General features: G+C 69.9%; 24 protein-coding genes and 1 pseudogene. 13 read left to right on the top strand and 12 right to left on the bottom strand.

Going from position 1 to position 26,267, the window contains the following annotated elements:
• The 6 genes and pseudogenes from ABD808_RS08915 (at position 1) to ABD808_RS08895 (ending at position 4,702) form a co-directional block, all read left to right on the top strand.
• The gene (locus tag ABD808_RS08915; protein WP_344892643.1) at positions 1-513 is read left to right on the top strand and encodes an NADPH-dependent FMN reductase; all 513 of its coding nucleotides are present in this window, start codon (positions 1-3) and stop codon (positions 511-513) included.
• Between the two features lie 21 nt (positions 514-534).
• Positions 535-1,863: an NtaA/DmoA family FMN-dependent monooxygenase gene (locus tag ABD808_RS08910; protein WP_344892640.1), complete on the top strand. Its 1,329-nt coding sequence runs from the start codon at positions 535-537 to the stop codon at positions 1,861-1,863.
• On the top strand, positions 1,860-2,957 hold the full coding sequence (locus tag ABD808_RS08905; RefSeq protein WP_344892637.1) for an LLM class flavin-dependent oxidoreductase: 1,098 nt from the start codon (positions 1,860-1,862) through the stop codon (positions 2,955-2,957). Before ABD808_RS08910 ends, ABD808_RS08905 begins: the two co-directional genes overlap by 4 nt.
• Positions 2,954-4,219 carry an LLM class flavin-dependent oxidoreductase gene (locus ABD808_RS08900; RefSeq protein ID WP_344892634.1) on the top strand — a complete coding sequence of 422 codons (1,266 nt, stop codon included), beginning with the start codon at positions 2,954-2,956 and terminating at the stop codon, positions 4,217-4,219. The genes ABD808_RS08905 and ABD808_RS08900 overlap by 4 nt, the downstream gene beginning before the upstream one ends.
• A gap of 44 nt (positions 4,220-4,263) precedes the next feature.
• Positions 4,264-4,503 (top strand): annotated as a pseudogene (locus tag ABD808_RS38480) (amidohydrolase family protein); the annotation flags it as partial.
• 31 nt (positions 4,504-4,534) lie between these two features.
• Complete coding sequence (locus ABD808_RS08895) at positions 4,535-4,702, top strand: hypothetical protein (protein ID WP_344892631.1); 168 nt, start codon at positions 4,535-4,537, stop codon at positions 4,700-4,702.
• 1,227 nt (positions 4,703-5,929) lie between these two features.
• Here ABD808_RS08895 and ABD808_RS08890 read toward each other — a convergent pair.
• Entirely contained in the window at positions 5,930-6,640 is a 711-nt protein-coding gene (locus tag ABD808_RS08890; RefSeq protein ID WP_344892628.1) for an anti-sigma factor, read from the bottom strand.
• On the bottom strand, positions 6,637-7,218 hold the full coding sequence (gene sigK / locus ABD808_RS08885; RefSeq protein WP_344892623.1) for an ECF RNA polymerase sigma factor SigK: 582 nt from the start codon (positions 7,216-7,218) through the stop codon (positions 6,637-6,639). Before sigK ends, ABD808_RS08890 begins: the two co-directional genes overlap by 4 nt.
• Positions 7,219-7,317: 99 nt before the next feature.
• On the opposite strand from sigK, the gene ABD808_RS08880 reads away from it, so the two are divergent.
• The 3 genes from ABD808_RS08880 (at position 7,318) to ABD808_RS08870 (ending at position 10,671) form a co-directional block, all read left to right on the top strand.
• Entirely contained in the window at positions 7,318-9,006 is a 1,689-nt protein-coding gene (locus ABD808_RS08880) for a molybdopterin-dependent oxidoreductase (protein WP_344892620.1), read from the top strand.
• Between the two features lie 51 nt (positions 9,007-9,057).
• The gene (locus ABD808_RS08875) at positions 9,058-9,687 is read left to right on the top strand and encodes a fasciclin domain-containing protein (RefSeq protein WP_344892617.1); all 630 of its coding nucleotides are present in this window, start codon (positions 9,058-9,060) and stop codon (positions 9,685-9,687) included.
• 288 nt (positions 9,688-9,975) lie between these two features.
• On the top strand, positions 9,976-10,671 hold the full coding sequence (locus tag ABD808_RS08870) for a hypothetical protein (RefSeq protein WP_344892614.1): 696 nt from the start codon (positions 9,976-9,978) through the stop codon (positions 10,669-10,671).
• A gap of 373 nt (positions 10,672-11,044) precedes the next feature.
• On the opposite strand, the gene ABD808_RS08865 is transcribed toward ABD808_RS08870, so the two are convergent.
• The 4 genes from ABD808_RS08865 to ABD808_RS08850 form a co-directional block, all read right to left on the bottom strand.
• A complete protein-coding gene (locus tag ABD808_RS08865) occupies positions 11,045-11,833 on the bottom strand; it encodes a class F sortase (RefSeq protein ID WP_344892611.1) in 789 nt (262 codons plus the stop codon).
• Entirely contained in the window at positions 11,830-13,389 is a 1,560-nt protein-coding gene (locus ABD808_RS08860) for a DUF4331 domain-containing protein (RefSeq protein ID WP_344892608.1), read from the bottom strand. Before ABD808_RS08860 ends, ABD808_RS08865 begins: the two co-directional genes overlap by 4 nt.
• Positions 13,390-13,689: 300 nt before the next feature.
• A complete protein-coding gene (locus ABD808_RS08855) occupies positions 13,690-15,324 on the bottom strand; it encodes a HoxN/HupN/NixA family nickel/cobalt transporter (protein ID WP_344892604.1) in 1,635 nt (544 codons plus the stop codon).
• Positions 15,321-16,649 (bottom strand): tetratricopeptide repeat protein, encoded by a 1,329-nt coding sequence (locus ABD808_RS08850; RefSeq protein WP_344892601.1) that lies wholly within the window; start codon positions 16,647-16,649, stop codon positions 15,321-15,323. Before ABD808_RS08850 ends, ABD808_RS08855 begins: the two co-directional genes overlap by 4 nt.
• A gap of 609 nt (positions 16,650-17,258) precedes the next feature.
• Between ABD808_RS08850 and ABD808_RS08845 the strand changes: the two genes are divergently transcribed.
• The 4 genes from ABD808_RS08845 (at position 17,259) to ABD808_RS08830 (ending at position 20,231) form a co-directional block, all read left to right on the top strand.
• Complete coding sequence (locus tag ABD808_RS08845) at positions 17,259-18,005, top strand: GAF and ANTAR domain-containing protein (RefSeq protein ID WP_344892598.1); 747 nt, start codon at positions 17,259-17,261, stop codon at positions 18,003-18,005.
• Positions 18,006-18,081: 76 nt separating this feature from the next.
• Positions 18,082-18,834: an ANTAR domain-containing protein gene (locus ABD808_RS08840; protein WP_344892595.1), complete on the top strand. Its 753-nt coding sequence runs from the start codon at positions 18,082-18,084 to the stop codon at positions 18,832-18,834.
• A gap of 288 nt (positions 18,835-19,122) precedes the next feature.
• Complete coding sequence (locus ABD808_RS08835; RefSeq protein ID WP_344892592.1) at positions 19,123-19,737, top strand: STAS domain-containing protein; 615 nt, start codon at positions 19,123-19,125, stop codon at positions 19,735-19,737.
• Entirely contained in the window at positions 19,734-20,231 is a 498-nt protein-coding gene (locus tag ABD808_RS08830) for a sigma-70 family RNA polymerase sigma factor (RefSeq protein WP_344892589.1), read from the top strand. The genes ABD808_RS08835 and ABD808_RS08830 overlap by 4 nt, the downstream gene beginning before the upstream one ends.
• Positions 20,232-20,330: 99 nt before the next feature.
• Here the strand turns inward: ABD808_RS08830 and ABD808_RS08825 are convergent, their stop codons facing one another.
• The 6 genes from ABD808_RS08825 to ABD808_RS08800 all read right to left on the bottom strand — a co-directional run bounded on the left by ABD808_RS08825 (position 20,331) and on the right by ABD808_RS08800 (position 26,238).
• On the bottom strand, positions 20,331-21,794 hold the full coding sequence (locus ABD808_RS08825) for a hypothetical protein (protein WP_344892586.1): 1,464 nt from the start codon (positions 21,792-21,794) through the stop codon (positions 20,331-20,333).
• Positions 21,755-22,417 carry a class I SAM-dependent methyltransferase gene (locus ABD808_RS08820; RefSeq protein ID WP_344892583.1) on the bottom strand — a complete coding sequence of 221 codons (663 nt, stop codon included), beginning with the start codon at positions 22,415-22,417 and terminating at the stop codon, positions 21,755-21,757. Before ABD808_RS08820 ends, ABD808_RS08825 begins: the two co-directional genes overlap by 40 nt.
• Complete coding sequence (locus ABD808_RS08815) at positions 22,414-23,085, bottom strand: TIGR04282 family arsenosugar biosynthesis glycosyltransferase (protein ID WP_344892580.1); 672 nt, start codon at positions 23,083-23,085, stop codon at positions 22,414-22,416. The genes ABD808_RS08820 and ABD808_RS08815 overlap by 4 nt, the downstream gene beginning before the upstream one ends.
• Positions 23,082-23,792 carry a glycosyltransferase family 2 protein gene (locus tag ABD808_RS08810; RefSeq protein ID WP_344892577.1) on the bottom strand — a complete coding sequence of 237 codons (711 nt, stop codon included), beginning with the start codon at positions 23,790-23,792 and terminating at the stop codon, positions 23,082-23,084. Before ABD808_RS08810 ends, ABD808_RS08815 begins: the two co-directional genes overlap by 4 nt.
• A gap of 563 nt (positions 23,793-24,355) precedes the next feature.
• A complete protein-coding gene (locus ABD808_RS08805; protein ID WP_344892574.1) occupies positions 24,356-25,399 on the bottom strand; it encodes an NAD-dependent epimerase/dehydratase family protein in 1,044 nt (347 codons plus the stop codon).
• A 146-nt stretch (positions 25,400-25,545) separates the two neighbouring features.
• Positions 25,546-26,238 (bottom strand): class F sortase, encoded by a 693-nt coding sequence (locus tag ABD808_RS08800; protein WP_344892571.1) that lies wholly within the window; start codon positions 26,236-26,238, stop codon positions 25,546-25,548.
• Positions 26,239-26,267 lie beyond the last annotated feature (29 nt).

Genomic DNA, 26,267 nt, shown 5'->3' with positions numbered 1-26,267 from the left:
ATGACCGTCACCGCCCTCGTCGGCAACCCGCGTCCCGACTCCCGCACCTCACTGGCCGCGACCAGCGCCGCCCGCGCCGCGTCCCACGTCATCGGCGACGTCTCCGAACCGGACGTCATAGAACTGTCCGCCCTGGCCCCCCACCTCTTCGAACGGCACGCCCCGACCGTCGCCCAGGCAGTCCACCAAGTCACCAAAACGGATCTCCTAATAGTGGCGAGCCCGACCTACAAGGCGACGTACACGGGCCTACTGAAGGCATTCCTAGACCGCATAGACACAGGAGCCCTATCAGAAACCGTTGCCCTACCCCTAATGGTCGTGGGTTCCCCAAGACACGGCTTGGCCGTGGAGGTACACCTGCGCCCACTACTGGTGGAACTGGGCGCCACCGTCGTCACCCCCGCCCTGGCAATAGAAGAGAGCGACCTCTTCCGCGCGGACGAGATCACAGCAGCCTGGGCCCAAAAACTTGAACCACAACTGCGCCCGAAGAACGGCTCCCCAATCTAGCCACATTGGAGGGACCCTTCGATGCCCGCCAAACCCATCCACCTAGCGGCGCATTTCCCCGGCGTGAACAACACCACCGTCTGGTCGGACCCCGCCTCGGGAAGCCAGATCGACTTCGCCTCGTTCGTCCACCTCGCGCGGACGGCCGAGCGAGGCAAGTTCGACTTCTTCTTCCTGGCCGAGGGGCTGCGGCTGCGCGAACTGAAGGGCCGCATCCACGACCTGGACGTCGCCGGACGCCCCGAGTCGCTGACGGTCCTGGCCGCGCTGTCCTCCGTCACCACGCACCTGGGCCTGGCCGCCACGGTCAACTCCACCTTCAACGAGCCCTACGAAGTGGCGGGAAGGCTCGCCACGCTCGACCACCTCAGCGGAGGCCGCGCCGCCTGGAACGTCGTGACGAGTTGGGACGCGTTCACCGGCGAGAACTTCCGGCGCGGCGGCTACCTGGCCGAGGCCGACCGTTACAACCGCGCCACGGAGTTTCTGCACACGGCCCGCGAACTATGGGACTCATGGGCCCCCGGCGACCTGGTCGCCGATCCGGTGACGGGGGAGTTCGCCCGCCCGGGAAGCGGCGCGTTCGCGCACCACGGCCAGCAGTTCGACATCACCGGCCACTTCGACGTGCCACGCGGCCCGCAGGGCCACCCCGTGATCATCCAGGCGGGCGACTCACCGCAGGGCCGCGACTTCGCCGCCGCCGACGCCGACGTGATCTTCAGCAGGCACGGCGCGCTGGAGGACGCCCGCGCCTTCTACAAGGACGTCAAGAGCCGCCTCGCCCGCCACGGCCGCCGCCCCGACGAACTGAAGATCATGCCTGCGGTCACCTACGTCCTGGGTGACACCGAGGAGGACGCGGCCGAACGCGCCGCCGACATCCGCCGCCGACAGGTAGGCCCCCAAACGGCCATCGCCTATCTGGAGGGCTATTGGGGCCGCGACCTCTCCGCCTACGACCCGGACGGCCCCCTTCCCGACATCGAACCCGACCTAGGCGAGGGCGTCTCCCAGGGCCGGGCCCAATTCCGCGGCGACCGCGCTGAAACAGTCCACACCTGGCAGGCCTTGGCGGCCGAACGCGGCCTCACCATCCGCGAACTGGTCATCGAGGCCACCGGAAGGCAGGCATTCATCGGCACGCCCCAATCGGTGGCCGACCAAATAGACACCTTCGTGCAAACCGACGCCGCCGACGGTTTCGTGTTCGTCCCGCACCTCACCCCGGGCGGCCTGGACGACCTGGTCGAACACGTCGTGCCACTCCTCCAGGAAAAGGGCGTCTTCCGCGCCGACTACACCGGCCCCACGTTGCGCGACCATCTCGGCCTAGGAAAGGCGTCATGACCGATCTGTCCCTGTCCGTCGCCCTGAAAGACCTCGGCTGGCACCCCGCCGCCTGGCGCGACCCGTCCGCCCGCCCGTCCGCCCTGTTCACCGCCGGATACTGGACGGACCTTGCCATCGAAGCCGAACGCGGCCTCCTCGACCTCATCACCATCGAGGACTCCCTGGGCGTCCAGGAGCCAGCCCCCACCCACGTCAACGGGCGACTCGACGCCGTCCTGGTCGCCGCCATGCTCGCCCCCGCGACCACCCGGATCGGGCTCGTCCCAACAACGATCACCACCCACATCGAGCCCTTCCACGCCTCCATCGGCATCGCCTCACTCGACTACGCGAGCCGAGGCCGCGCGGGCTGGCTCCCTCGAACCACCGAAGCCGCCCTGACCGAGGCCGACGACTTCGTCGAGGTGGTGCGCCGCCTGTGGGACAGCTGGGGGGACGACGCGGAAATCCGCGACGTCCCCACCGGCCGTTTCCTGGACCGCGAAAAACTGCACTACATCGACTTCGAGGGCGCCCACTTCAGCGTCCGCGGACCCTCGATCACCCCAAGACCCCCGCAGGGCCAACCCCTCGTCGCCGCCCTCGCACACGACGTCCGCCCCTACGAGTTCGCGGCACGCGGCGCCGACGTCGTCTTCATCACGCCCCGCTCACGCCCCGACGCCGTCACCATCATCGCCCAGGTCCGCGAGGCGGAACGAACCGTCCGTCGGACGGGCGACCCCCTCCGGATCTTCGCCGACCTCCTGGTCTTCCTGGACGAGACACCAGGCGCGGCGACGTCCCGCAAAACCCGCCTCGATGTCTTGAACGGCGCCCCACCAACCTCAGACGCCCAGGTCTTCGCAGGCACCCCCACCGAACTGGCCGACCTCCTCCTCGACTGGCGCGACGCAGGACTGGACGGCTTCCGCCTACGCCCCGGCGTCCTCCCCTCCGACCTCACCGAGATCACCCAGAACCTCGTCCCCCAACTCCAGAAACGAGACGCGTTCAGAACCAACTACGAGACCACAACGCTCCGAGCCCACCTCGGCCTGGCACGCCCCGCCAACCGCTACGCGACGTCAACCGCCCGGAGGCGTCCGTGATCCCCCTCTCCGTTCTCGACCTCGCACCCATCCCAACCGGCAGGACGGCCCACGACGCCCTACACAACACCCTGGACCTGGCCCAACGGACAGAATCCGCCGGTTACCACCGCTACTGGCTGGCCGAGCACCATCTCGCCCCAGGCGTGGCCAGCTCCGCCCCACAAATCCTCATCGCCGCGGTCGCCGCCGCAACCTCCAGAATCCGCGTCGGGTCAGGAGCGGTACAAACCGGCAACTGGACCCCACTGACCATCGTGGAACAGTTCGGCACCCTGGACGCCCTACACCCCGGCCGCATAGACCTGGGCCTAGGCCGCTCCGGCCAACGCCACACCGAACACAAAGCCGCCGAAGACGTGGACGGCCTACTAATCCCGGCCCCCTTCGACCCCTCCAGCCTCGCGAAATCCCCAAAATTCGCCGTACAGAACACCCTGCTCCAACAACAGAACCGCGACTTCGCCGACATAGTCACCGACATCACCGCCCTCCTCGACGGCACCTACACCACCGACGGACACGAGGCCCACGCGAACCCAGGCGAGAACACCGAACTGGAACTGTGGATCCTAGGCAGCAGCGGTGGCCAAAGCGCCCACGTAGCAGGCGAGCGCGGCCTACCATTCGCCGCGAACTACCACGTGAGCCCGTCCAACGTCCTGGAAGCCGTCAGAACATATCGCCAGTCATTCCGCCCCTCGGCGACCCTGGACGAGCCCTACGTCATAGTGTCCGCGGACGTGGTAGTCGCGCCCACCGACGAAGAGGCCCGCGAACTAGCGTCGCCGTACGCCCTCTGGGTGCACAGCATCCGTTCGGGCCTCCCCGCGATCCCATTCCCAACCCCCGCCCAGGCCGCCGCCCACCAATGGCACCCAGGCGACCTGGACCTGGTAGCCGACCGCGTCCACACCCAGTTCACCGGCTCCCCAGAAACCGTCGTCACAGGCCTCGAAATCCTCCGCCGCGTCACCGCCGCCAACGAACTACTCATCACAACAATCACCCACGACCACACCGACCGAGTCCGCTCCTACGACCTCCTAGCCACCGCCTGGAACCAAACCCACCCCAGACCCCCCCACCAACCACCGAAAAGACCTGTCACCCAAGACATAAAGCCTGGAAAGCAACCAGCAGGTAGCACCGATCGGTTGGCCACCGGAGCATCCTGGATCAGGGCCGGTTGGCGGCAAGAGTCGCGCAGGGGGCGGCAGTCAGTTCAACCGGTCGCGCTGCTGGGGCGGAAGCTTCTGTAGGACGGGGACGGAAGGAGAAGGGACGGAATGGTGTTCTGGTCTCGATGCGGAGGGGAAAGGCTCAACCAGCTCGTCCTGGACAACGGAGTCCCCGGCCCGCCCGACAACTGGCCCGCCCCCCCAAGGGCACCCCGGACCTTCTCACCGTCCGCGATGTCCTGCGATTCGGAACGACAAACGGCGCCCAACACCTGGGCCTGGGTGACAAGACCGGCACCCTCACCCCCGGCAAACAGGCCGACATCGTCCTACTAGACGCCACCGCACTCAACGTCGCCCCCCCTCAACAACGTCCCAGGCGCCATCGTGTCCCTGATGGACCGCACCAACGTCGAGACCGTGATAGTCGCAGGCAAGATCCGCAAATGGCGAGGCCGCCTCCTGAACGCGAACCTGGACCAAATCCGCCGCGACCTAGAAGCATCCCGCGATTACCTCTTCAAGGCCGCAGGCGTACGCCAGGACCTGTTCGCCAACAGCTAGGCCACCCCAACCACCGGAAGACCTCGACGTCGGCACAAGTGCAGAATCAACCAGCCCCCTGGCGGGCACACATGCCGGACACGACCCCAACCGTCGACGCCACCCACAGAAGAGCCGTGCACCCTCCGAACAACTCGACGACGTTGACAAGGACATCTAGGTGTCCGGCACGGCGAAGACCAGCGACGGGGGCCCGTCGCGCCCGCTCAGCGAACACCCCGGCGGCTCGTGCGGGGATGGGCCCAAGCGGTGAGGTCGACAAAAAGCCGACAAGCCTGCGCACTTCGATGTCGGCCGCCAGGCCGACGAGCAATCCTGAACCCCAACTGAAGCGAGCCAGACGAACAACAGCGGACCCCAGCCACAGGGGGGCGTGGGGGGCGGAGCCCCCCACATCGGGGGTCTGGGGGTCGCCCCCCAGACAAACACCGGGGAACCGGCCCACGCTTTCCGTGGGCATGCCTCCCTACGTGGGCGATACTGGGATTGAACCAGTGGCCTCTACCGTGTCAAGGTCGTCCGCGATCACGCCTGACCTGCAGCTTTCGAGGCGCCGCAGGTCAGCGGCGGTTGTTGGTGGTCGTTGACATCCGTTGAGGGCCGTTCGGTAACCATGCGTGCTCCAGTCGTCCCCGGCTCCGGGCGGGAGCAACGGGAGCACATCTGGGGGAGTGGTATGTGGCTCTCGATGGTGGTCGGTGCGACACGGTTAGCTCTGCGGGTGGTGTTGTGAGATTGGGGCCTTGGGGGAGGCCTGCTGGAATCGGTGGATGCGCGTGATCCCAGGCGCGGCGGCGTGTGTAAGGCCTGGGCAGGCGACCGGCAAGGGCGTGTCGATTGGTTGCCTAACGGGTGCCCATGGCAGGAGTTCACCGGCTGTCGCGGGAAGCTGGTGTACTTCATGCTTTGCGACCTGCGGGTTCCTTGACTTGCTGGTCGGCGGGAGCATGCTATCTGCAGGTCCGAGCCCGCGGACTTTAGCCGCGACATTCCGGCGTTATATGCCCAATGCCACGGCAGAGCCTGTTTGTCGTGCATCATCCAGACCTGCTCTTCGGTGTACTCATGGATAATGCGCCAGATCCACACGTCGCGGAGTGTCTTGTTTGAGGCGCGCCGGTCGTGGGCGTAGGCAGATTGCTGGCGGAGAGCAATATTCGTTGAGGTCGAATGATCCGCCCATGGTGACGCATAGTGAACTGCGGGCGAGACCGCGAGTTCGCGTCGTCAGCCAAGGCCGAGGGTGAGGATGGGGGCGCTGGTGGGCTGGGGGGAGCCGCCGGCGGGTTCGATGGTGACGCCGAAGCGCTGTGCGGCGCCGAGGCCCGCCGTGACGACCGGACGCGTCTTCCCCGACAGGTCCAGCGTGCCGGCGGAGCGTGGGGCGACCGGTCCGAGCCACCACATCTGGTACGTCTTGGCCGGGGGCAGGGGCCGTAGTCGGGACGTGGTGACGACGGCCTTGCCGAGTGAGCGCGATGACACGACGGTGACGGTGGCGGTGCCCTGCGCGCCGGTGGTGGAGGTGTGCGCGTCCGGCGCCGTCATCACCGCGGTGACCTGCCGGTTGAGGGCTTGGGCGTGGTCGGCGGACCGGTGGTAGTGCCATGCCGCGCCGCCGCTGGCCAGGGCCAGGACCAGGCAGGCCGCGGCGGCGAGCCAGCTCAGACCGCCCGTGCGGGGGGACGGCAGGCGACGGTTGAGGGGCGGGGGTGTCTGCCGGGTCCGGGCGACCTCGGCCATGACCCGTCCGCGCAGGTCGTCCGGGGGACGCCGGGACGCGGCCAGCGCCAGTCGGGTGGTGGTCTCGCGGAGTCCGGCCGCCTCGTCGGCGCAGGCGGCGCAGCCGGACAGGTGGCGTTCGAAACGGCGCCGCTCGGTGTCGGTGAGGGCGTCCAGCGCGTACGGGCCGGCGAGGTCGTGCGGGTCGTGGGTCATGCCTGCACTCCCAAGCAGTCACGCAGCCGGATGAGTCCGTCGCGCATCCGGGTCTTGACGGCGGCGAGGCCGACGCCGAGCAGTTCGGAGACCTCACGGTAGGTGTAGCCGCCGTAGTAGGCGAGGGTGATCGATTCGCGTTGCGTCTCGGTCAGGCCGCGCATGCAGCGGCGGACCTGTTGATGTTCCAGCCGGGTCCCGGCCTCCTCGGCGACCTCGTCGTACTCGGGTCCGGGGGCGGCGGTGCGCTCCTCGCGATCCCGGTCGGCCTGGCTGGACCGCACCCGGTCGACGGCGCGGCGGTGCGCCACCGTCAGCGCCCATGACGTGGGGCTGCCCCGTTCTGAACGGTAGTGCGACGCCTTGCGCCAGAGTTCGACGAGCACGTCCTGCGCGATCTCCTCGGCCTGGGCCGGGTCGCGGACAACCCGTAGCGCCAGCCCGTAGACGGGCCCGGACAGCCGCTCGTACACCTGGCCGAACGCTTCCTGGTCGCCGCGCGCGACGCGGCCGAGCAGCTCGGCCAGGTCGGGTGGGCCTTCCCCTACCAGCCGCGGCCCTTTCGCCGGTTCGTTCATCTCCACACCGATAGTTCGGAGCGGGTGGTTCCGAGGATGGGTTGGTGACTCGATGGAAGTTCGACCCATCCACGGGCCGTCCGGCCCCGAACACCGGGTGTGACAGGCAAACCAGCAACCAGGCCGCTGCGGTGGATCACCGCCGCGCTGCGCGGGCTGCTGGCCGCCGCGGCCGCGATGGGAGTCGCGGAGCTGGCGGCCGGTGTGCTCGGCCGGGCGTCGTCCTCGCCGCTGCTGGCAGTGGGGGCAGGGTTCATCGACCTCACCCCGGTGTGGCTCAAGGACTTCGCGATCCGGCATTTCGGCAGCAACGACAAGACGGTCCTGCTGATCGGGCTCGGCGCGGGGATCCTCGTCGCGGCGCTGGTCATCGGGCTGCTGAGCCGAAGCCGGCTGGCCTTTGGCCTGATCGGGCTCGCCGTCTTCGGAATCGTCGGGGTCGTCGCGGCGCTGACCCGGCCGGTCGCCGAGCCCGTCGACGCGGTGCCGTCCGCCATCGGGGCGCTCGCCAGCATGGCCGCATTGACCCTGCTGGCACGCAGCGCGCGCCCGACGGTCAACCCGTCACGCATCCGCCCTCCCGAGTCGCCTCCCGCGGGCCAAGCCGCCCACGGCACCGTTACCCCGGCAGGCGGTGAGGCAACCGGCCCCCCGGAGGAGTGGAAGAACGGACCGGAACGACGGCCCAAGGACACCGAGCCCGCCTCTGGGGCCGGTGCCGGGATCGATCGGCGGCGGGTGCTGCTGACCGGTGCCGGGGTGGTGGGCGTCGCCGCGGCCGGCGGGATCGCCGGGCGGGTGCTGCTGCGTCGCGGCGACGTCTCCTCCATTCGGGCGAAGCTGAGGCTGCCACCTCCGGCGAACCCGGCGCGGCCGGTGCCGGCGGGCGCGCAGGTGCGGGTGCCGGGGATGACGTCGTTCCGCACGTCCAACAGGGACTTCTACCGGGTCGACACCGCGCTCGTCCTACCGCAGGTCGACCCGCGCGACTGGACGCTGCGCATCCACGGCATGGTCGCCCACCCCGTCGAGATGTCGTTCGACGACCTGCTGCGCCGGACGCTGGTCGAACGCGACATCACGCTGTCGTGCGTGTCCAACCAGGTCGGCGGCGACCTCGCGGGCAACGCCCGCTGGCTGGGCGTCCCGCTGGCGCCGCTGCTGCGCGAGGCGGGGATCCACGGCGGCGCCGACCAGATCCTGTCCCGGTCGTTCGACGGCATGACGTTGTCCACCCCGATCGAGACGATCCTGGACGGACGGGACGCCATGCTCGCCGTCGGCATGAACGGAGAGCCGCTGCCGATCGCCCACGGCTTCCCCGCGCGGATGGTCGTCCCCGGCCTGTACGGCTACGTCTCGGCCACCAAATGGGTCACCGACCTCAAGGTCACCCGTTTCGCGACCGACCAGGCGTACTGGACGAAACGCGGCTACGCCGAACGCGCCCCGATCAAGACGTTCTCCCGCATCGACGTCCCCAGGCCGTTCGCGGAAGTGAAGGCGGGACGGATAACCCTCGCCGGAACCGCGTGGGCCCAACACCGGGGCGTCGACGCCGTCGAATGGCAGGTCGACAACGGCCCCTGGCGGCAGGCGCGGCTCGCGCCCGTCCCCGGCCTGGACACCTGGCGGCAGTGGGTCGCCGAGTGGGACGCCGCGCCCGGCTCCCACACGCTGCGCTGCCGGGCCACCGACGGCACCGGCCACACGCAGCCCGAACACCGCGAGCCGCCCTTCCCGGACGGTGCGACGGGCTGGCATTCGGTGGTGGTCACCGTCACCTGAAATCACCCCCACAGCACCAGACACATCGGAAACCCGAGCAAGGAGTTCACCATGTACCGCACCCGCATCGCCGCCGGCGTCCTCGCCGCAGCCGCCGTCGCCACCGCAGCGGCCGCCTGCTCCAGCGGTGACGACTCCGACGGCAAGACCGCCGCCGCCCCGGCAAGTTCGGCCCCGACCATGGCGAGCAGCTCACCGTCCGCCGACCAGCCGTTCGGGCCCGGCTGCTCGGCCGTCCCCGCGTCCGGCAAGGGCAGCTTCAGCGGCATGTCAACCGACCCCGTAGCGACCGCCGCGTCCAACAACCCGGTGCTGTCCACCCTGGTCACCGCGGTGAAGAAGGCCGGCCTCGTCGACACCCTCAACTCGGCCAAGAACATCACCGTGTTCGCGCCCACCAACGACGCCTTCAACAAGATCCCGAAGGCGACCCTCGACAAGGTCCTGTCCGACAAGAAGACGCTGACCAGCATCCTGACCTACCACGTCGTGGGCCAGCCGATCACGCCCGGCGGGCTGGCGTCCGGCGAGTTCAAGACCCTCAACGGCGCCATGCTGAAGACCAGCGGCTCCGGCGAGTCCTTCACGATCGGCGAGGGCGCGCCCGTGGTCTGCGGCAACGTCCACACCGCCAACGCCACCGTCTACATCATCGACAGCGTCCTGATGCCGCCCAAGTGACCCTTCTCCAATCGGCCGGACCCTCCATCACCCGGGGAGCCCGGCCGATCACCTACCTCGGGCGTGACCGGGAACTGCGTGCGACTGCGATCCGCCCCTTCCCGCGGTTGTGGGGAGGGGCGGACGGCGCCCTGGCACGGCGTCCGGGGTCACGGTGCTCAGTGCCGGCGGCGGGACTCATTCGGCGTGACGCAGCCTTTGCACGGCTGGGCAGGTTGTACAGCGGCGCCCCGGGTAGGGCTCGACTAGACATATTGGGATAATTCGACCTGGTCAGGGAGGGCTCCTATGGCGGGGATGATGACCACCCCCCGCGCTCGCGGGTCCGGGATGCTGAGAACCCCCCGCAGCCGCGGCATGCTCAACGGCCTGCTGCTGATGCTGTTGGCGCTGTGGGGCGGGTTCATACCTTTCGTCGGCCCCTACTTCAACTTCGGGTTCGGGTCGGGCAGCGCATGGGTGTATAACTCCGACCGCCTGGTGCTGTCCATCCTTCCGGCGATCGCGGTATTGGTGGGCGGACTGTTGTTGCTGGCCAGCGCCAACCGCCCGGTCGCGGTGTTCGGCTCCTGGCTGGCAGCCCTCGGCGGCCTGTGGTTCGTCGTGGGCACCACGATCGCTCCCCTGTGGGACACCGCCCTGGGGGCGCCGCTCGGCGGCCAGACGCGCCAGATCGCCGAACGGCTGTCGTTCTTCCAAGGCCTCGGCGCCATCATCATCATGCTGGCAGCGGTGGCCTTGGGACGCTTCCTGGTGATCGGCGTGCGAGAGGCCCGGCGAGCCGAGGCAGGACGAGCGGAAACAGCACGCGCCGCCGCGGAGGAAGACCGCGGCCACGGCTCCACTGCCGCTCCTCAATGGGACAACCAGGCACGGCCGCGCCACGACGGTCGACAGCCCGCAGGACACGGCGAGCGCACCTGGCCGGGCACCCAGCTCCGCCGCCGCGTCGGTGGCGCAAGGCGCACCCGCGGTCATGACTAGGGAGGACATCTCCCGTGCGGCGCCTCCTCAGCCGGGGCGCCGCGCCGCACGTCAGACCCTGACCGGAGGACTGTCGGCTTCTTGGTGACATTGGCGTCATTGCCCGGGCGCAGGGGCTGCCATGGCGTCGCCCCTGGCATCGTTCCTGGAGGGAAGGCTCAAGTATTCGTCGCGGGTGTGGCGTCGGCGTAGGGACGCATCTGGGGTCCGCGTCGATCGTTGCCGCAGCGAGCTTTGCCTTGCGGGGCGCGCACGGACGGCGCAGTGTCCTTCGGCCGCTCCGACGGCTATTGGTCCTTGGCGCACCCGATCCAGCGCGGCCGCGGGTAGAGCTGGTCCCGCAGAGCAGGGACAGGTGGCTGGTCCGCGGCGGTCACCGCGCTCTCAGGAGTCCCGGCGCCTGCGACGGGATGGGTGTTCCGTGGGGCGTGGTGAGGGTGGCGAAGACGACGGTGTTGTCGGTGTAGTGCTGGGTGCGGGTGTCGAAGTGGCCGCCGCAGGTGATCAGCCGGAGTGACGGGGTGTCGGTGTCGCGGAAGACGGTGTCGGTGGGGAAGGCGGATTTGCGGTAGCGCTTGACGGTGTCGACACGGTAGATCGCATTGTGGTGGTCGGTACGGGTGATGGTGACCAGGTCGCCGGGACGTGTGGCTCCGAGCCGGTAGAAGACCGAGGGGCCGTTGCGGGCGGAGTCGAGGTGTCCTTCGATGACGGTGGTTCCGGGTTGGCCGGGTGCGGCTGAGCCGGTGTACCAGGCGGCTTTGTCGTAGTCGGGGCCGGGCCGGGGGACCTGGAGGGTGCCGTCATCGTTGAGCCCGAGCGTGATGATCGCCGCGCTCACTTTGATCGCGGGGAGCTCGATCCGAGTCGGGACAGCGTAGGGCAGCGGGGAAGCGGAAGGTTCTGGGGTGCGGCTGAGGGGCGCTGCGCCGGCTTGTGCTCGCAGGGGCCGGCCGGCGGCGAGTGGCGGCTGCGGCGCGTGCTGCTGGGAGGCGAGGGTGAAGGCGATGACGCCGGCGCCGGCGGTGGCCAGTGCCGCCGCGGCCGCCGGGACAGCGTGGTCCCGGCGGCCGGTCGCAGCCCCCACAGCGGACCGCAGCACGGCCTGCTGCACAGCGGTCTGCGCGGTGCGCAGGTGCGCTGCGGCGGTGCGGAGGATCATTCAGCGGCGGTGATGGTGTGCCGGCGCCGGTGGATCACCAGGGCTCCGGCGGCTGCGGCCAGCAGCGCGGCTCCAAGGCCGAGCAGGCCGGTGTGCTGCAGGCCGGAGGTGGATCCGCCTCCGGTGGCGGCTCCGCCGTTGGGCATGGCCTTGCCCGATCCGCTGTTGTGCGGCAGGGCGAGGTAGGGGAAGGAGTGGCCGAACTGCTTGTCGTTGTGGTCGACGCGGTCACCCTTGGCCAGGGCGGGGACGAGCTTGCCGGTCTGCGCGGCGCCTTCGAGCGCTTGCAATTCGATGTCGACGACGTCGTCGGTGAGCCGGCGTCCGTTGGGGAAGCCCTGCAGGTCACCGGCCAGGATCCCGAGCCGGTTGGGTTTGGCGGTCTGGGGGACGGCCATGTTCAGCCGCAGCTCCTCGGCCGGTGTGAACCGCTTGGGGTCGACGTCCTTGTTCAGCAGCTGGGAGTTGAGGTCGGCCTTGATCGGGCCGCCGGAGTTCTTGGAGATGCCGGTCAGGAAGATCTCCGACAGGTCCTTGCGCGGCGTGGCCGGTGCTTTGATCTTGTAGATCTTCTGGATCAGCTGCGGTACCTCGGGGTCCAGGACGCGGTTCACCAGCGGTTTGACGGTGTGGTCCTGGGAGGGATCGAGCCGGTTGAAGGCGTCCTTCAGCCCGGCCGGGGAGATCACCTCGTTGACCAGCGGGTTCCCCAGCCGGGATACCTGCTGGTAGGTGTCCGCCGGCGCCTTGTCGATGTCGACGCCCGGCCCCTTGCGGTCGGTGGTGGCCCACACACCGAGCACGGGGTTGCGGACGGGATTCCCCTTGAGCGCCAGGTCGGACTTGGGGACCTGCAGCGTGATGTTGTTGACGTTGTATCCCTTGAGGGTGTCGGTGCCGGTCTCGCTGAGGTCGCCGCCGTACAGCAGGTCGAAGATCCGCAGGTCCAGGAAGAACGGGTCGTCGGCCTGCCCGACATAGGTCCTGCCGCCGCCCGACACCGGGGTGATGGCCTGCTGCCGGAGCGCGGCGTAGTTGGGCATCGAGGCCCTGCCGACGAACGACGGCGCGGCGATCGCGTCCTTGACCAGGGTACGTGTCCGGCCCTTGGTGATTTCGGTCAGCGAGTAGTGCTGCCGGAACAACAGCGTCGAATCGCGCAGCGACTTCACCGGCCCGTTGTTGTACAGGAATGTGTTGTTGTCTCTGCGGTCCTCGTTGCGGAATGTCCACCGGTAGGTGATATCGGCGTACCCGTCGCCGTCATTGTCGATCTTGATGTTGTAATGGGTGTTGGTGGCGAACGGGTAGAAGTTCGGGCCGCCGTTGGGTTCTTCGAACGGGATCCAGTTCGCGGCGATCGAGACGGTGTCCGGGGAGTCGGGACTGGTGAAGGCGTACACGTCGGTGTTGTCGGCTTGGGGGTCGTTGGCGATGAGCGGTGCCTCACGGTGGCTCGACGCCGTGCTCGTTCCCGGCCCCAGTGTGGCCAGCATGCTGGCCACACCGAGCGTCCCCGCGGCCGCGGCCGCGACTAGGGCGCGCTTTTCGCGCACCCGCTCACACAATTGACGCATTCCGCCTGTCTCCTTTGCTCGGGCGCGGACATGGACACTGACGCCCCTTTCCGCAGTTGATCATTGGATCCCCTCATACCCAGGCAGGCGCCGAAACGCGCGGCCGGGAAAACTCCGGAATCTCGCTTGATCAGCATTTGAAGGAACATCGGCAGACGGACCGATCATGATCGACCGCCCCTGCTCGGCCTGGCCGGGGCCTTGCACCGTCGAAGACGGAAGGCGGTCCGCCGGGTAGGGCGCGGTGTCCCTGCTGGGCGGCGCCCCTCGGACAAGGGTTCAGACCGAGCCGGTGAGGCTGCGCAGGGCCAGCCCTGCGCCCACGATGATCACCAGTCCGGCGGTCGTGATCCGGGTGTACCCGGCCAGGTTCCACGCGCGTTGCCGGAGCGGCACCCGGCGCAGCAGGTGGCTGAGGCGGGCTAGCAGCAGCCCGGTGGCGGTGAGCGTGGCGGCCATGCCCGCGCCGTACGCCAGGACCAGCGCCACCCCGAACCCGGTGCGGCCGAGCGCGATCGCGCCGAGCAGCACCACCAGTGCCGAAGGACTGGGCACCAGGCCCCCGGCGACCCCCAGCCCGAGCAACCAACTACGGCGCGACCGTCCATCCCGCCGTTGCGCCTGCCCGTGGCCGTGCCCGTGCCCGTGCCCGTGCCCGTGCCCGTGGCCGTGGCCGTGGCCGTGGCTATGGCTGTATTCGGGGAGGGAGGTGGAGGGGTGGACGGCCATCGCTGCGACCGGTATAGCGGTGTCCTGGGCAACGTCGATGGTGGGGCTGGGGGTTCGGCGGGCTCGCCATGCGCTGCGCAGCAGCCCGATTCCGATTGCGGTGACCATGAGTCCGCTGACGACGCCGAGGATCTTGAGCAGGGATTCCCCTGCCAGGGCTGCTGAGCCGCTGACCAGGAGCCCGAGGACCAGGACGCCTGCGGTGTGGGTGAGGGTGACGGTGGCGGCGACGATGACGGCGTCGCGCAGGCCACCGCGGCGGCCCACGAGGTAGGCGGCCATGACGGTCTTGCCGTGGCCGGGGATCGCGGCATGGGACGCGCCAAGGACCAGCGCCAAGCACAGCGCGAGAAGACCGACGGGAAGGGTCAGTTCACGAGAGGCGACGAGCGCATCGAAGCGGCTGTTCATCTGGTTGACGGCCCGGGCGAGCGGACCTGCTGAGGGCAGGTGCGGCAGCGCTCCCACCGAGGACGCGGACCCGTCTCCGATCCGCAGCGTCACTGAGCGGACGTCCAGGGGCGAGGTGAGAAGATCCCCGGGGTAGTGCCGTAGCTGCCGGCTGACGCTGCGGCGCGGAACCGGCGGGTGGTCGAGATGGACTCCGTCGCCGGCCGCGGTGATCTCGCGCCAGCCGATGCGGTCGCTGCGGAAGCCGTCGGTGAAGGCCATTTGCGACCCCGGCCTGAGGGACGTCGCGGAGGTCAGGGCGCAGGTGGTGCGGCTGGTCTGCAAGCCCGCCGCGCCCGGGGTGTAGGCGAAGGACGATGACCGGATCCGCCAGTCCAGGGGCCTTCCCTGCACCGTCGCCGATAGGGCGCGGCTCAGCCGGGCGCACTGATCGCGTGCGTAGCGGTCCGATTCGGTGGAGGTGACGGTGCCGTCGTGGTCGGCGTCGACGGTGTCTCGTTCCTGCAGGGTGGGGATCTCCGCGGAGTCCACGATCGCCAGGTCTTCCACGCGGTCGCTGCGCAGGGTCAGCCCGTTGTAGTGGTTGATGGTGAAGTTGCCCACCGGATGCGCCGGTGCGGCCAAGACCGGTCCACCGCCGAACACCAGCAGGATCGCCGCAAGCAGGATCAGCGCGGGCACCACCGCGAGCACGGTCCAGGCGGGTGCGGTGCCTGCCGATGCGATGCCCACCGGCGCGGGAAGCGGCTGCAGGCGACGCGGTGAGTCCTTCACCTGACTCTTCCCAGCGCGGGGACCTTCTCGTCTAGGTGCGGGTTGGCGCGCAGGGCCCTGGCACGGTCACGGCGAGCGGCCTGGTGGTCGCCGAGCGCCCTTTCGATGGCCGCCTTGTGCTGGTAGAACTGGGCGTTCCGCCAGCCGAGCCGGGTCGCCTTCGCCGCGAAGCCCAGCGCCTGCCGGTCCTTGCCGTTCAGGTGCAGGGCCCAGGCCAGGGCGTCGGCGACGATCACGCTGTGGCGGCGGCGCCACTCGGCGCGGGCTTGCTCCAGGGCCCGCCGGGCGTCACCGGTGTCGGCGGCGTACTCGGCGGCCGACAGGTTGTCGGCCACACCGTTCGCGGCGAGCAGCCGTTGGGTGCTGTCCAGCAGCCGGCCCTGCTGAGCGGCCTGGTCCTTGCGTCCCAGAGCGTTCAGCAATTCGAGGTACTCCATGATGTACTGCGGCAGCGGCATCCGGCTTACGACCGCCTGATATGCCTTGACCGCGGAATCGTGATCACCGCGACGCACCGCTGTTTTCGCGATCCCCTCAAGCGCCGGGGTATACGACTTGTCGGAGTTATAGGCAAGACGGTACTGGTGGGCGGCTTGGGGAAAATCGCCTGCGTGAAAGGCGAGTTCGCCGAGATAGTACCGGCAGTAGGCGATGTCGGACGGAACGTATGCGGCCTCCAGCGCCTGAAGCAGGAGTGTACGGGCGCCGTCCCGGTTACCGTGCATTTCAAGCTCGTAGGAGGCTCGGGTGAACGACGACACACCGGGAGCCAACCTCGTCATGCGGCCGACCGCCGCGGTGGCGGCAGCGTAGTCCCCGAGCTGGGTGTAGGCGTCGGTCAGCACACCGAACACCCCTGGGCTGGATGCATTGATCTTCTTGGCCTCCTCGCCCCAGCGCGCCGCCGCGCGAAAGTCGTGCCGCGCATTGGCCAACGCCCCCATCCCGACCATCGCCGCGTAGTTGCCGCTCGGCTGCAGGGCGAGGGAGCGGCGCAGTGTCCCTTCGGCCTTGGGGTAATAGCTCGGGTCCGCGCTGATCCGCGCCTGCTCGACATAGGCCCCGCCCAGGGCCGCCCACGTCTGATAATCGCCGGGGACTTGGCGCAACCGCTGCTGGTAACGGGCGATGGCATCGCCGCCCCCTCGTCCCGCTGGAGCCGCCACGGTGTCCGAACCGGTGGAGGACGGCCCTTTGCGGACGATCCCGACGACGACCATCGCGGCCACCGCGCCGGCGATCACAAGCAGTACCAGCCCGGCCAGGCGCAGTCGCCCGGACGAGCCGGCGGCGCGGCCGCCGCGCCGACTGGCAACAATGCCCACAGTCCCCTCGCCCTCCTTCACCTGACGGCCACAGGAGGGATATCCGCACTGACAGCACAACCCCGCCCGCGCTACGTTTCGGCATTCCCCGCCATTAACTCCGCTGAAAATGTGAGAGCTAGTATTTTTGTCCGGTTTTCCACTTTGTCGAATGTCGGGAATGCTTGTCAATGTCCGCCTTGGACGTCAACCCTCCTTGGAGTTTGCAGCGTACCCTTTGAGATGAACGGTATTCGCCGACCGTGGTCATCAGGCCTTGGTTTGGTGATTTCTTGCAGAAGTATCGAAATCACCCCACAGTAATTTGCGGGTCCCGGCGACCGGCATCAGCGGCCGGACACACATGTTCCCGGCCACGGCCGAGCGGTGTGACAAGCCGGAGCGCAAGGCCTCGTTGAAGGTCATCGATCCCGGCGGAGACGCTGCAGGGTTCCTGGCCAGATCACGACCGGCCGCGACCAGAGGACTGTTCGCCGCACAGCTCGTCGGCGCTGTGGAACGGTGGGGGTTGCCGGGCCGGATACGCTTTTCCCAGCAGGGATGGGCAGGGAGGGCGGGGGTAGATAGCCGGGGCCCGTGGCGTTTGGGCGGGGAGGCGGTGGTCACCGGATGGTGATCAAGGACGAGGGCAGGGCTGCGCGGGTGTGGGCCCTGATCGCCGGGTTCGCCGGTGCTGAGGCGGTGTCGGTGGGGCACGTGTGCCGGGCCGCCGTCCCTGTGACGGGTACGGACGGGGCGGCGTTGTCGCTGGTCACCGCGCCGGACCGGCGGACGTTGCTGCACGCCACCGATGGGGCGGCTCGGCGGTTGGACGATTTGCAGTTCGGTCTGGGTGAGGGGCCGTGCGTGGACGCCTGGAGGCAGGGTGGTCCGGTGCTGGTCGCCGATCTGGGTTCGGTTGAGGCCATGGCGCGGTGGCCCTGGTTCGCGGCGTCGGCGGTCGAGGCGGGGGCGGGAGCGTTGTTCGCGTTTCCGTTGCAGGCGGGCGCGATCCGGCCGGGCGTTCTGGTCCTCTACCGGGCCCAGCCTGGGCTCTTGTCGGATGAGCAGCTGGCCGACGCGCTGGTGTTCGCGCGCGCTGCGTTGACCGTGACCTTGGACACCGTGGGATCGGACGGCGTGGAAGGCCGATCGACACCGGTCGCGTCCGGCTGGCTGGGCCAGGATCGCGCGGAGGTCTATCAAGCCACGGGGATGGTCGCGGTCCAGCTGGACGCCGGTTTGGACGAGGCGTTGGCCCGGTTGCGGGCGCACGCGTTCACCACCGATGCGAGTTTGGCCGAGATCGCACAGCAGGTGCTGGACCGCGTCTTGCGGTTCACGCCTGATGGCACCGGAGGCTCCGATGCCGAGTGAGTTCGGCCGATGGTGAGGCCACCGCCTGTCGGCCGATGCGAGACACTGACCGGAAGGGAAGGGAAGGGAACGCGACATGGCGCGTGAGCAGTTGTTGACACGGGTGTTCGTGGAGTTGGCGGACACGCTGGTAGCCGATTTCGACGTGATCGAGTTCCTGCATCTACTCACCGAGAGGTGCGTGCAGCTGCTGGAAGTCGATCAGGCGGGCCTGGTGCTGGCCGATCAGACCGGCCGGCTGCGGTTGGTCGCCGCTTCCTCCGAGCAGACTCGGCTGCTGGAGGTGTTCCAGCTCGAACGCGACGAGGGCCCGTGCCTGGAGTGCTATTCCACCGGCCGTCCGGTGGTGGCCGCAGACCTGGCCGCCGCTCGCGACCGCTGGCCGGCGTTCACCGAGGTGGCGTTGCGCCGGGGTTTCGCCGCCGTCCACTCGCTGCCGATGCGGCTGCGCGACCAGGTCATCGGTGCCCTCAACCTCTTCCAGGCCGAACCTGGCGCCCTGGACACCGACAGTGCCGCCCTGGGCCAGGGGTTCGCCGACATCGCCACCATCGGGCTGATCGGCGAACGCGCGGCACGCGAGCAGGCGCTGCTGTCCCAGCAGCTGCAGACCGCGCTGAACACCCGCGTCCTGATCGAACAGGCCAAGGGGATGATCGCCGAGCGCGCCCAGATCTCGGTCGACCAGGCATTCACGGCGATGCGTACGCACGCCCGCAACAACAACCATAAACTCACCGACGTCGCCGCCGCCGTCACTCGCGGCGACCTCGTCTTGGACCAGGTCACCCCGGGCGGGAGACGAAACACCGACGGGCAGAGGAAGTGACTAGGAGCCGCGGCCTCGCCTCCTTGGCCGGCTTCCATACTGGTTCGGCGTCACACGGACGCCGCACCTGATCACCAATGCCGCATGCGACGGCGTGCCCTGGCCTGCTATGGGCGGAACGGTCGTGCGCAACTGAGCGCGGATGCCTTTTACTTTGAGCCGATGCGTGCTTGCAGGGGAGCTTCGCCCCGCCTACAGTCGACGTGAACGGTCATGCCCCGTCAGGGGATGTCCGCTCGCAAAAACGAAGATCGGCTTTTCGCCACTCCAGTCCCTGGTGGCAACTCCATGACGCACCAGGGAAAGGGCACCATCATGGTCACGCCGCACAGCCGGGGCTCGTTGGGCGAAGGCGCCGCAGGGGCGCGTGAGGCTCGCCCCGCCGCCGGGGGGTTCGCCGGGACGCCGAGGGGCGAAGCCCTCGCGATCCACAGCGGGTCGGCTTTGACGTTCCAGACCACCGATGTGATCGGTGGCGAGCTGCTGGTGATGCTGGCCGGTGAGATCGATGCCTCCAACAGCGGCTGGCTGTCCGGCCGCCTGACGGCCGTGGTCACCGGCCGTGCCGTGGCCTCCGGGGTCGTGGTGGATCTGAGCAAGGTCGGCTTCTGCGACGCGAGCGGCATCAGCGTACTGGTCAACGCTTTGAAACGGTGCCGCAGCCACCAGATCGCGCTGGAACTGGCAGGCGCGCACGGCAGGGTCGCCCGTGTCCTGCGCCTCACCGGCGTCGACCAGGCCCTGCCCCTCTACACCGACCTGGCCGGCGCCCTCCAGGCCATCGCCCGGCACCGGTCGGCGCCTGTACAAGTGCCGCCTCGCCAATCGATGACGAGACGGAAGTCCGAAAGCGGCGGCGGTGATGGCGGTGGGGGAGCCGACGCTGTCGCCCAGCAGTGGTGAACTCCCTGGCCGCCGAGGGGGCCCTGGGACGGGCCGCCCGCGATGTGACGCGCGGCGATCCCGTGGCCATGGGCGCGCTGTACGACCTGCTGTCGACGGACGCCTATCGGCTGGCGCTGATCGCTTGCGACCGGCCCGAATTGGCCGCGCGGGTCGTCGAAGAAGCCTTCGTGCATCTGGAGCACCTGCTGCGAGCGGAGGACGACCGGCGGGGGGCGGCGGACCTGATGGCGTTGACGCACCGCACGGTGCTGACCCGCCTACTGGGAGGCCCGCCCCGCAAGCACGAATCACAAGCCGCTGATCCATTTCGCGGGGGCAGCGTGGATCTTGGCGTGTGGTCCGGTCGGCCTGGCCTCTCGGCGCTTCAGTCCTGCTGTGTCGCGCTCGGCTGCCTACGGCTCTACACCACCGGCCAGATCGCCGAGATGCTCGGCACCGACGACGGTGCCGTCAAGGACGCCATGACCGAGGGGCTGCGCGCACTGGCCTGATTGCTGTCCGACATCCCGGGTAGGCGCTCCACGTTCACGCTGCCACGTCCACGCTGCCGATCGGCGGCCGGGTACGCCGGGGCCATGGTGGGGCGGTGGTCACCACGGGGAGAGGACGAGGGCCTGGAGGGCCAGTGCGGTCAGCGCCTGGGCGGCCAGCCAGCCGCGTGCCGGGGGGCGGTGCAGGGCGGCTGCGGGGATGATCCAGACGGCGTAGGGGATCCAGATCCGCTCGACTTCGCCCTTGGTCACCCCCGACAGGTCCAGCGCGAGGGTGCCGAGCAGCGCCGCCCCGACCAGCAACGCGACCGGGAGGATCGGACGTTCGGCCGGCCCATCGGTCATCGATCCCGGGATTGGGTCCGGAGCCCGGATGCCTGATATCAGGGCGCGGGGGCTTCGCCAGATCGTGTGCAGCGTCGCCGGGAGCGCGTGCGCGACGGCGGGGCCGGTGAGCAGACCGAGGACGGCGAAGTCGGCGAAGGCGTAGTAGGCGAAGGAGCGCCGGGCCGATCCGCGGCTGATCAGGTAGGTCGCATGGGTTGCGCGGACGCCGTCCAACCACCAGAATCCGCCGACGGTGAGCAGGGCCGGGACGACCACCAGGCCGCACGCCAGCGCGGCAAGGACCCGGAGACGCGGGCGGCTGAGCACGACCACGGCCAGCGGCACGGCGTACAGCGGCAGCAGCCCATAGCTGAGGTAGGGAAGCGCGCCGAGCAGGATCCCGCCGAGCACAGCGGCAGGGACGCCCCCCAGCCGCGACTTCCGGGACGCCGCCATCGCCAGCAGCGCGGTTCCCCACGCCCCGGCCGCGAGGAAGAAGGCATCCATCGTGGTGGCGACCCACAGCGCCGGCGGCGCCAGCGCCAGGAACGGCAGGGTGGTGCGGGCGACCCGTTCACCGGCCAGGCGCCGCACGGTGACGGCGATCGCGATGACCGCCGAGCTCCCGGAACCGATGAGGAGTACCGCGGCCCAGCCCGCCCCGCCGAGTCCGGCCTGCTGCAGGAGCCATAGGACCAGCATGGGCAGGGGTGGGTGGCCGCGCACCTGCGTGGTGTAGCCGCCGAGTCTGTCGCTGAAGGTCGCCAGCCAACTCAGCGGGTCCGGGCTGAGTTGTGGCAGGCCGGCGAGGTATTCGGTCGGTGCCTTCAGCGGCCGGGTGAGCGCGTCCAGCCCGTCGCTGGCGGCCAGTGTGACCGCCCACAGTGCCGCGGTCGCCCAGGTCACCAGTAGCGTCGCCCGCCAGGCGAACCGCCGCGTCAGCGTCGGCAGGGCCGCGACGGAGAACGCGGCGACGCCTGCGGCGGGCAGCACCTGCCAGCTCAGAAACCTCGCGTGGGCGAACAGCGGCGGCAGCGGGTCCTCGGTCGCCAGCCCCGCCTGCCGCCGCCACCATCCGACGGCGAACGCCGCGGCGACCCCGGCGGCCCACACCGCCACTGCGATCCAGCCCACCCGCTTTGCGGCCGGTCTGGACGGGCCGGTTCCGGTGCGGTCGGGCCGGGGCTCGGCGACGGTCACGACGGCCTTGCCGGACAAGGCCCTTTTGCCGGACAAGACGTCAAGGAACGCAGGGTGACGAACCACCGATCTGCCTCCTGCCAGGTTCCGGTGATGGTCGCGGCGCAACCGGCGGCGATGCCATGGATCGCCTCGACCGACACCTGAGCCCACTCGAACCACTCGCCGACCCTCCCGGGGGCGCGTAGCCGCAGCGGCTCGATCTGGGAGCCCGACCCCGGTGGCCCGACCTCGACCAGGACGCGTCCGCCCGGTGCGAGCAGGCCGAGGACGCGCCGCACGAGCATCTGCGGGTCGCCGCCAATGCCGATGTTGCCGTCGGCCAGAAGCGCGGTGCGCCAGAGTCCGGTGCCAGGTACCAGCCCGAACACATCGCGGCACAGTGCGGGCCCTCCCGCCTGGACCGTGAGCGCTACCGCGTAGGGGACGACGTCGATGCCCAGCACCGGGACGCCGCGCCGGGCCAGCGCAACCGTCAGCCGTCCCGGTCCTGAGCCGACGTCCAGTGTCGTGCCGGAGCACCGTGCCAGCAACCCGCCGTCGCCGGGCCGCAGCGCCAGCCAGTCCTGGATCGGCAGCGGGCGCCGCTGGCCGTCGGCATGCTCGATCTCCACCGGCGCATGGCCCTGCAGCGCTTCCTCGTACAGTTCACCGATCACGCCGGGATGCTCCTGACTCCGAGCGCCCGCACCCTAGCCGCGAACCGGCCACCCTGGGCGGCGATGGCCGCGGCGACGGTGGCGGCGTCGGTGGGGGTGTCGACGTCGGTCAGTTCCGGCAACAGCCTCACCTCCAGCCCGGCCGCTTTCAGCCGGGCGAGCTGCCGGGCGCCGGTGTCGGGCCGCGACATCGGGACACCGCGCAGCAGCCGCTCGTCGGGGCGGCGCAGGCCCAGCAGCCAGAACCCGCCGTCGCGCGCCGGCCCGAACACCGCGTCGCTCTCTTGCAGGGTCCGGCCGGCACGGCCCAGCAGCGCGGGCGTGACCTGCGGGGTGTCCATCCCGATCAGCACCAGCGGGCGGCCGTCGTAGGCGTCGGCGAAGGCGTGCGCGAGCCGCTCGTCCAGGCCGCCGCCCCGCTGCGCGAGCACGGTGAACCCGCCGGGCAGCCACGGGCCGGGCCTGCCGGAGAGCGCGAGGACGCGGCGGCCGGCCGGTGTGGCTGCGACTGCGGTGAGGGTGTCGGCTAGCGATGCCTCGGCCAGCGCAGCGGCCTCGGCGGTGGTGTAGGCGGGCGTCAGGCGCGTCTTCACCCGCCCCGCGGCAGGCTCCTTGGCGATGACGATCAGGTCCGCGGCCGCTGCGGCGCTCACGGTTCCGCCGGTCACGGAGCGACCTCCGCCAGGACGCGGCGCATGTCGCGGACTGCGCGAACCGTTCCGCCGAAGGTCCCGGTCACCTTCGAGGTGCCGGTGCGGGGACGGTAGGCGACATCAACTTCAGCGATTCGCCACCCGGCGCGGGCAGCGCGCAGCACCATCTCCAATGGGTAGCCGAACCGGCGGTCGGCCAAGTCCAGCGCCAGCAGGTCGGCGCGGCGGGCGGCGCGCATCGGGCCGAGGTCGTGCAGCCGGGTGCCGGCGTGCCGGTTCAGCGACCGGGCCAGGACAGCGTTGCCGAGCCGGGCGTGTGGCGGCCACGCCCTGCGGCCCACCGGATGGCGGCGCCCCAGCACCAGCCCGGGCATGACCCGTTCCTCGGGCTCACTTGTAGCTTGGAGGCCGTCGAGCGCGGTGACCAGCCGGGGTAGTTCAGCCGGGTCGAGCGAGGCGTCGGCGTCCATCACGCACACGACCTCGCTGCCGGCGGCTACAAGCCCGGCGTGGCAGGCGGCGCCGAACCCGCGCGTCGGTGCCGCGACCACCTGCGCACCATGGTCGGCGGCCACGCGCGCCGACCGGTCGGTGGAGGCGTTGTCGACCACCAGGGGCCGGAAGCCCGCGGGTATCCGCGACAGCACCCACGGCAGGGCCTCCGCCTCGTTGAGGCACGGGAGAACCACGTCGATCACATGCCTGTCGCTACTTTCGGTCATGAGCTCACCCCCATTTACGAGCTGATTGCATGCCCGCGGAGCAATCGATCAATCGCTAAAGGTGTTGGTGACTCCCTCATGCCGCCCCGCGAACCGCCCCGGTTCGAATCCGAAACCACCGGTAGGCGGCATAACCGCCCCGCGTGCCTGATGGGCATCGGGCGCCGCGGCGGCGACCTCCCTGTTGGCGTCGGGAGAAGGGGTCATCGCGATCAGCGGCGACACCGTGAGTAGTTCCGTGCAGTGGTCGCAGTGCCAAGAACTCCTCAGGCATCCCGGCCCAGATCACCGCGATCGCCCGTCGCCCGCTCTTCTCCGGCATCGTCAGGACCCTCCCGGGCCGGGAGCCGTCCCGGCCCTCCACTGAGTTCGGAGCCAGAGGAAGCACGGCTTGGTCAAAAGGCACAAATGTGACTCAAGTCATACGATTCTTCCGCTTTGGGTCCGCTGTGACGTGGGTGCTCCGCCGCCCGTGCAAGCGTGGCGGCGGCAGCGGTTAAGCCGCGGCCATGTGCGGAAGCGTCGATGGCGGTGTCAGTGGCCAGCGCGACACCACGTGGCTACTACTGATCAATCACGGTGGCGCTCGCGAACTCCGCCATGCCGTCGGTGAACGGCACGGATGCAGAGAAGCCCAGCTCACTGCGGGCGCGGTCGGGCCGGGCGACGATATGGCGGACGTCCCCGAGCCGATACTCCCCGGTGACCTGGGGGTCGGGCCCGCCGAACGCCGTCGCGAGAGCGCCGGCCACCTCGCCGATGGTGCGGGGCTGGCCGCTGGCGATGTTGTAAGCCCGCAGTCCCTGACGCTGCTGTGGCGAGACCGCGACCTGTTCCAGGGCTAGCACGTTGGCGCGGGCGACGTCGCGGACGTGCACGAAGTCGCGGCGCTGCGCGCCGTCCTCGAACACCAGCGGCGCCTCGCCGTTCATCAGCCGCGACCGGAAGATGGCCGCGACACCGGCGTACGGGGTGTCGCGCGGCATCCGCGGCCCGTACACGTTGTGGTAGCGCAGCGCCGCGACGCAGCCGCCGGTCGCGCGCGCCCACGACGCCGCCAGGTGCTCCTGCGCCAGCTTGGTGTCGGCGTAGACGTTGCGGGGGTCGGGCATCGCGTCCTCGGCGACGATGCCGGGCGCGAGAGGGCTCCCGCATTGCGGGCAGTCCGGTTCGAACCGTCCCGCCCGCAGCGCCTCCTGCGGGCGCGGCGCCGGACGCACCGGGCCGTGCGCCCGGCAGGCGTAGGCGCCCTCCCCGTAGACGACCATCGAGGACGCCAGGACCAGCGCGCCGACCCCGGCGCGGGCCATCTCCGCCAGCAGCACCGCGGTGCCGTGCACGTTCACCGACGCATAATCCGGCAAGTCCGAGATGTCCACGCCGAGGCCGACCTTGGCGGCCTGGTGGCAGACGGCGTCCACGCCCTCCAGCCGCCGCGCCACCGCGGCCGCGTCCCGGACGTCGCCACTGCCGGCCGGTGCGCCGGGCCGCGGATGTAGGCCGTCGGGCCGCAGGTCCAGGCCGCGGACCCGGTGGCCCGCGGCAATGAGCGCCTCGGCGATGTGCGAACCGATGAAACCGGCAGACCCGGTAAGCAGTACGTCCATCCCAACGAACCTAGGCCACCCGGCGCCCCGCGCCTTGAGGAAGCGAACCCGAACTGCCGCAGATGACCACGCCAGGAGGATCCGGCGGGGGCCCCGGTTTGAGGTGATGGCCGGCGTGCTGCCAGGGCGGCGACCAGGTGTGGATTTCAGTGACGGCCGGAGGCGGTGAGGCGGGCGAAGACCACGGTGTTGTCGCGGTAGTGGCCGGTGGAGTGGTCGAAGGTGCCGCCGCAGGTGATCAGGCGCAGCGAGGGGCCGGGGGTGTTGGCGTAGACGGCGGCGGTGGGGAAGCGGGTTTTGGGGTAGCGGCCGATGGCGTCGATGGTGAAGGTGGCGGTGGTGTGGTCGGCGCGGTCCACCTGGATTTGCTGGCCGGGTGTGAGTGCGCCGAGCCGGTAGAAGACCGAGGGCCCGGAGGCGTCGGAGTCCAGGTGGCCTTCGATGACGGCAGTTCCGGGTTGGCCGGGGGTGACCGAGCCGGTGTACCAGGCGGCCCGGTCCTGGTTCGGCGGACGGGGCACCTGTAGGGTGCCGTCGCCGGCCAGCCCGAGTTTCAGCAACGCCGAATGGACTTTGATCGCCGGGATGGTGATCGCGGTCGGTGTCGATGCGGGGAGCCGGAGCTGCGGCGCGTGCCACCGTGGTCGGGCTGGGGGCGGGAGCGTGGGGGCGCCGGTGGCCATGGCCGGTTCCGGCGGATGCCGCTGGAGGTCGCCGCCGGCGGCGGTGAACGCGAGGATGGCGGTGCCGGCGCAGCCGCAGCAGGCCGCGGTCGCCAGGGCCGCGATGCGGATCCGGTGACCGTCATCGCGGCCCTGCTGTGTCGTCCTCGGCGCCATGTGTTCTCGGTTCCCTGTCGACGTGCCGG

The sequence above is a fragment of the Actinomadura meridiana genome, from assembly GCF_039537545.1.
Lineage (GTDB): Bacteria > Actinomycetota > Actinomycetes > Streptosporangiales > Streptosporangiaceae > Spirillospora > Spirillospora meridiana.
This window is presented reverse-complemented; position numbering and strand designations above follow the sequence as displayed.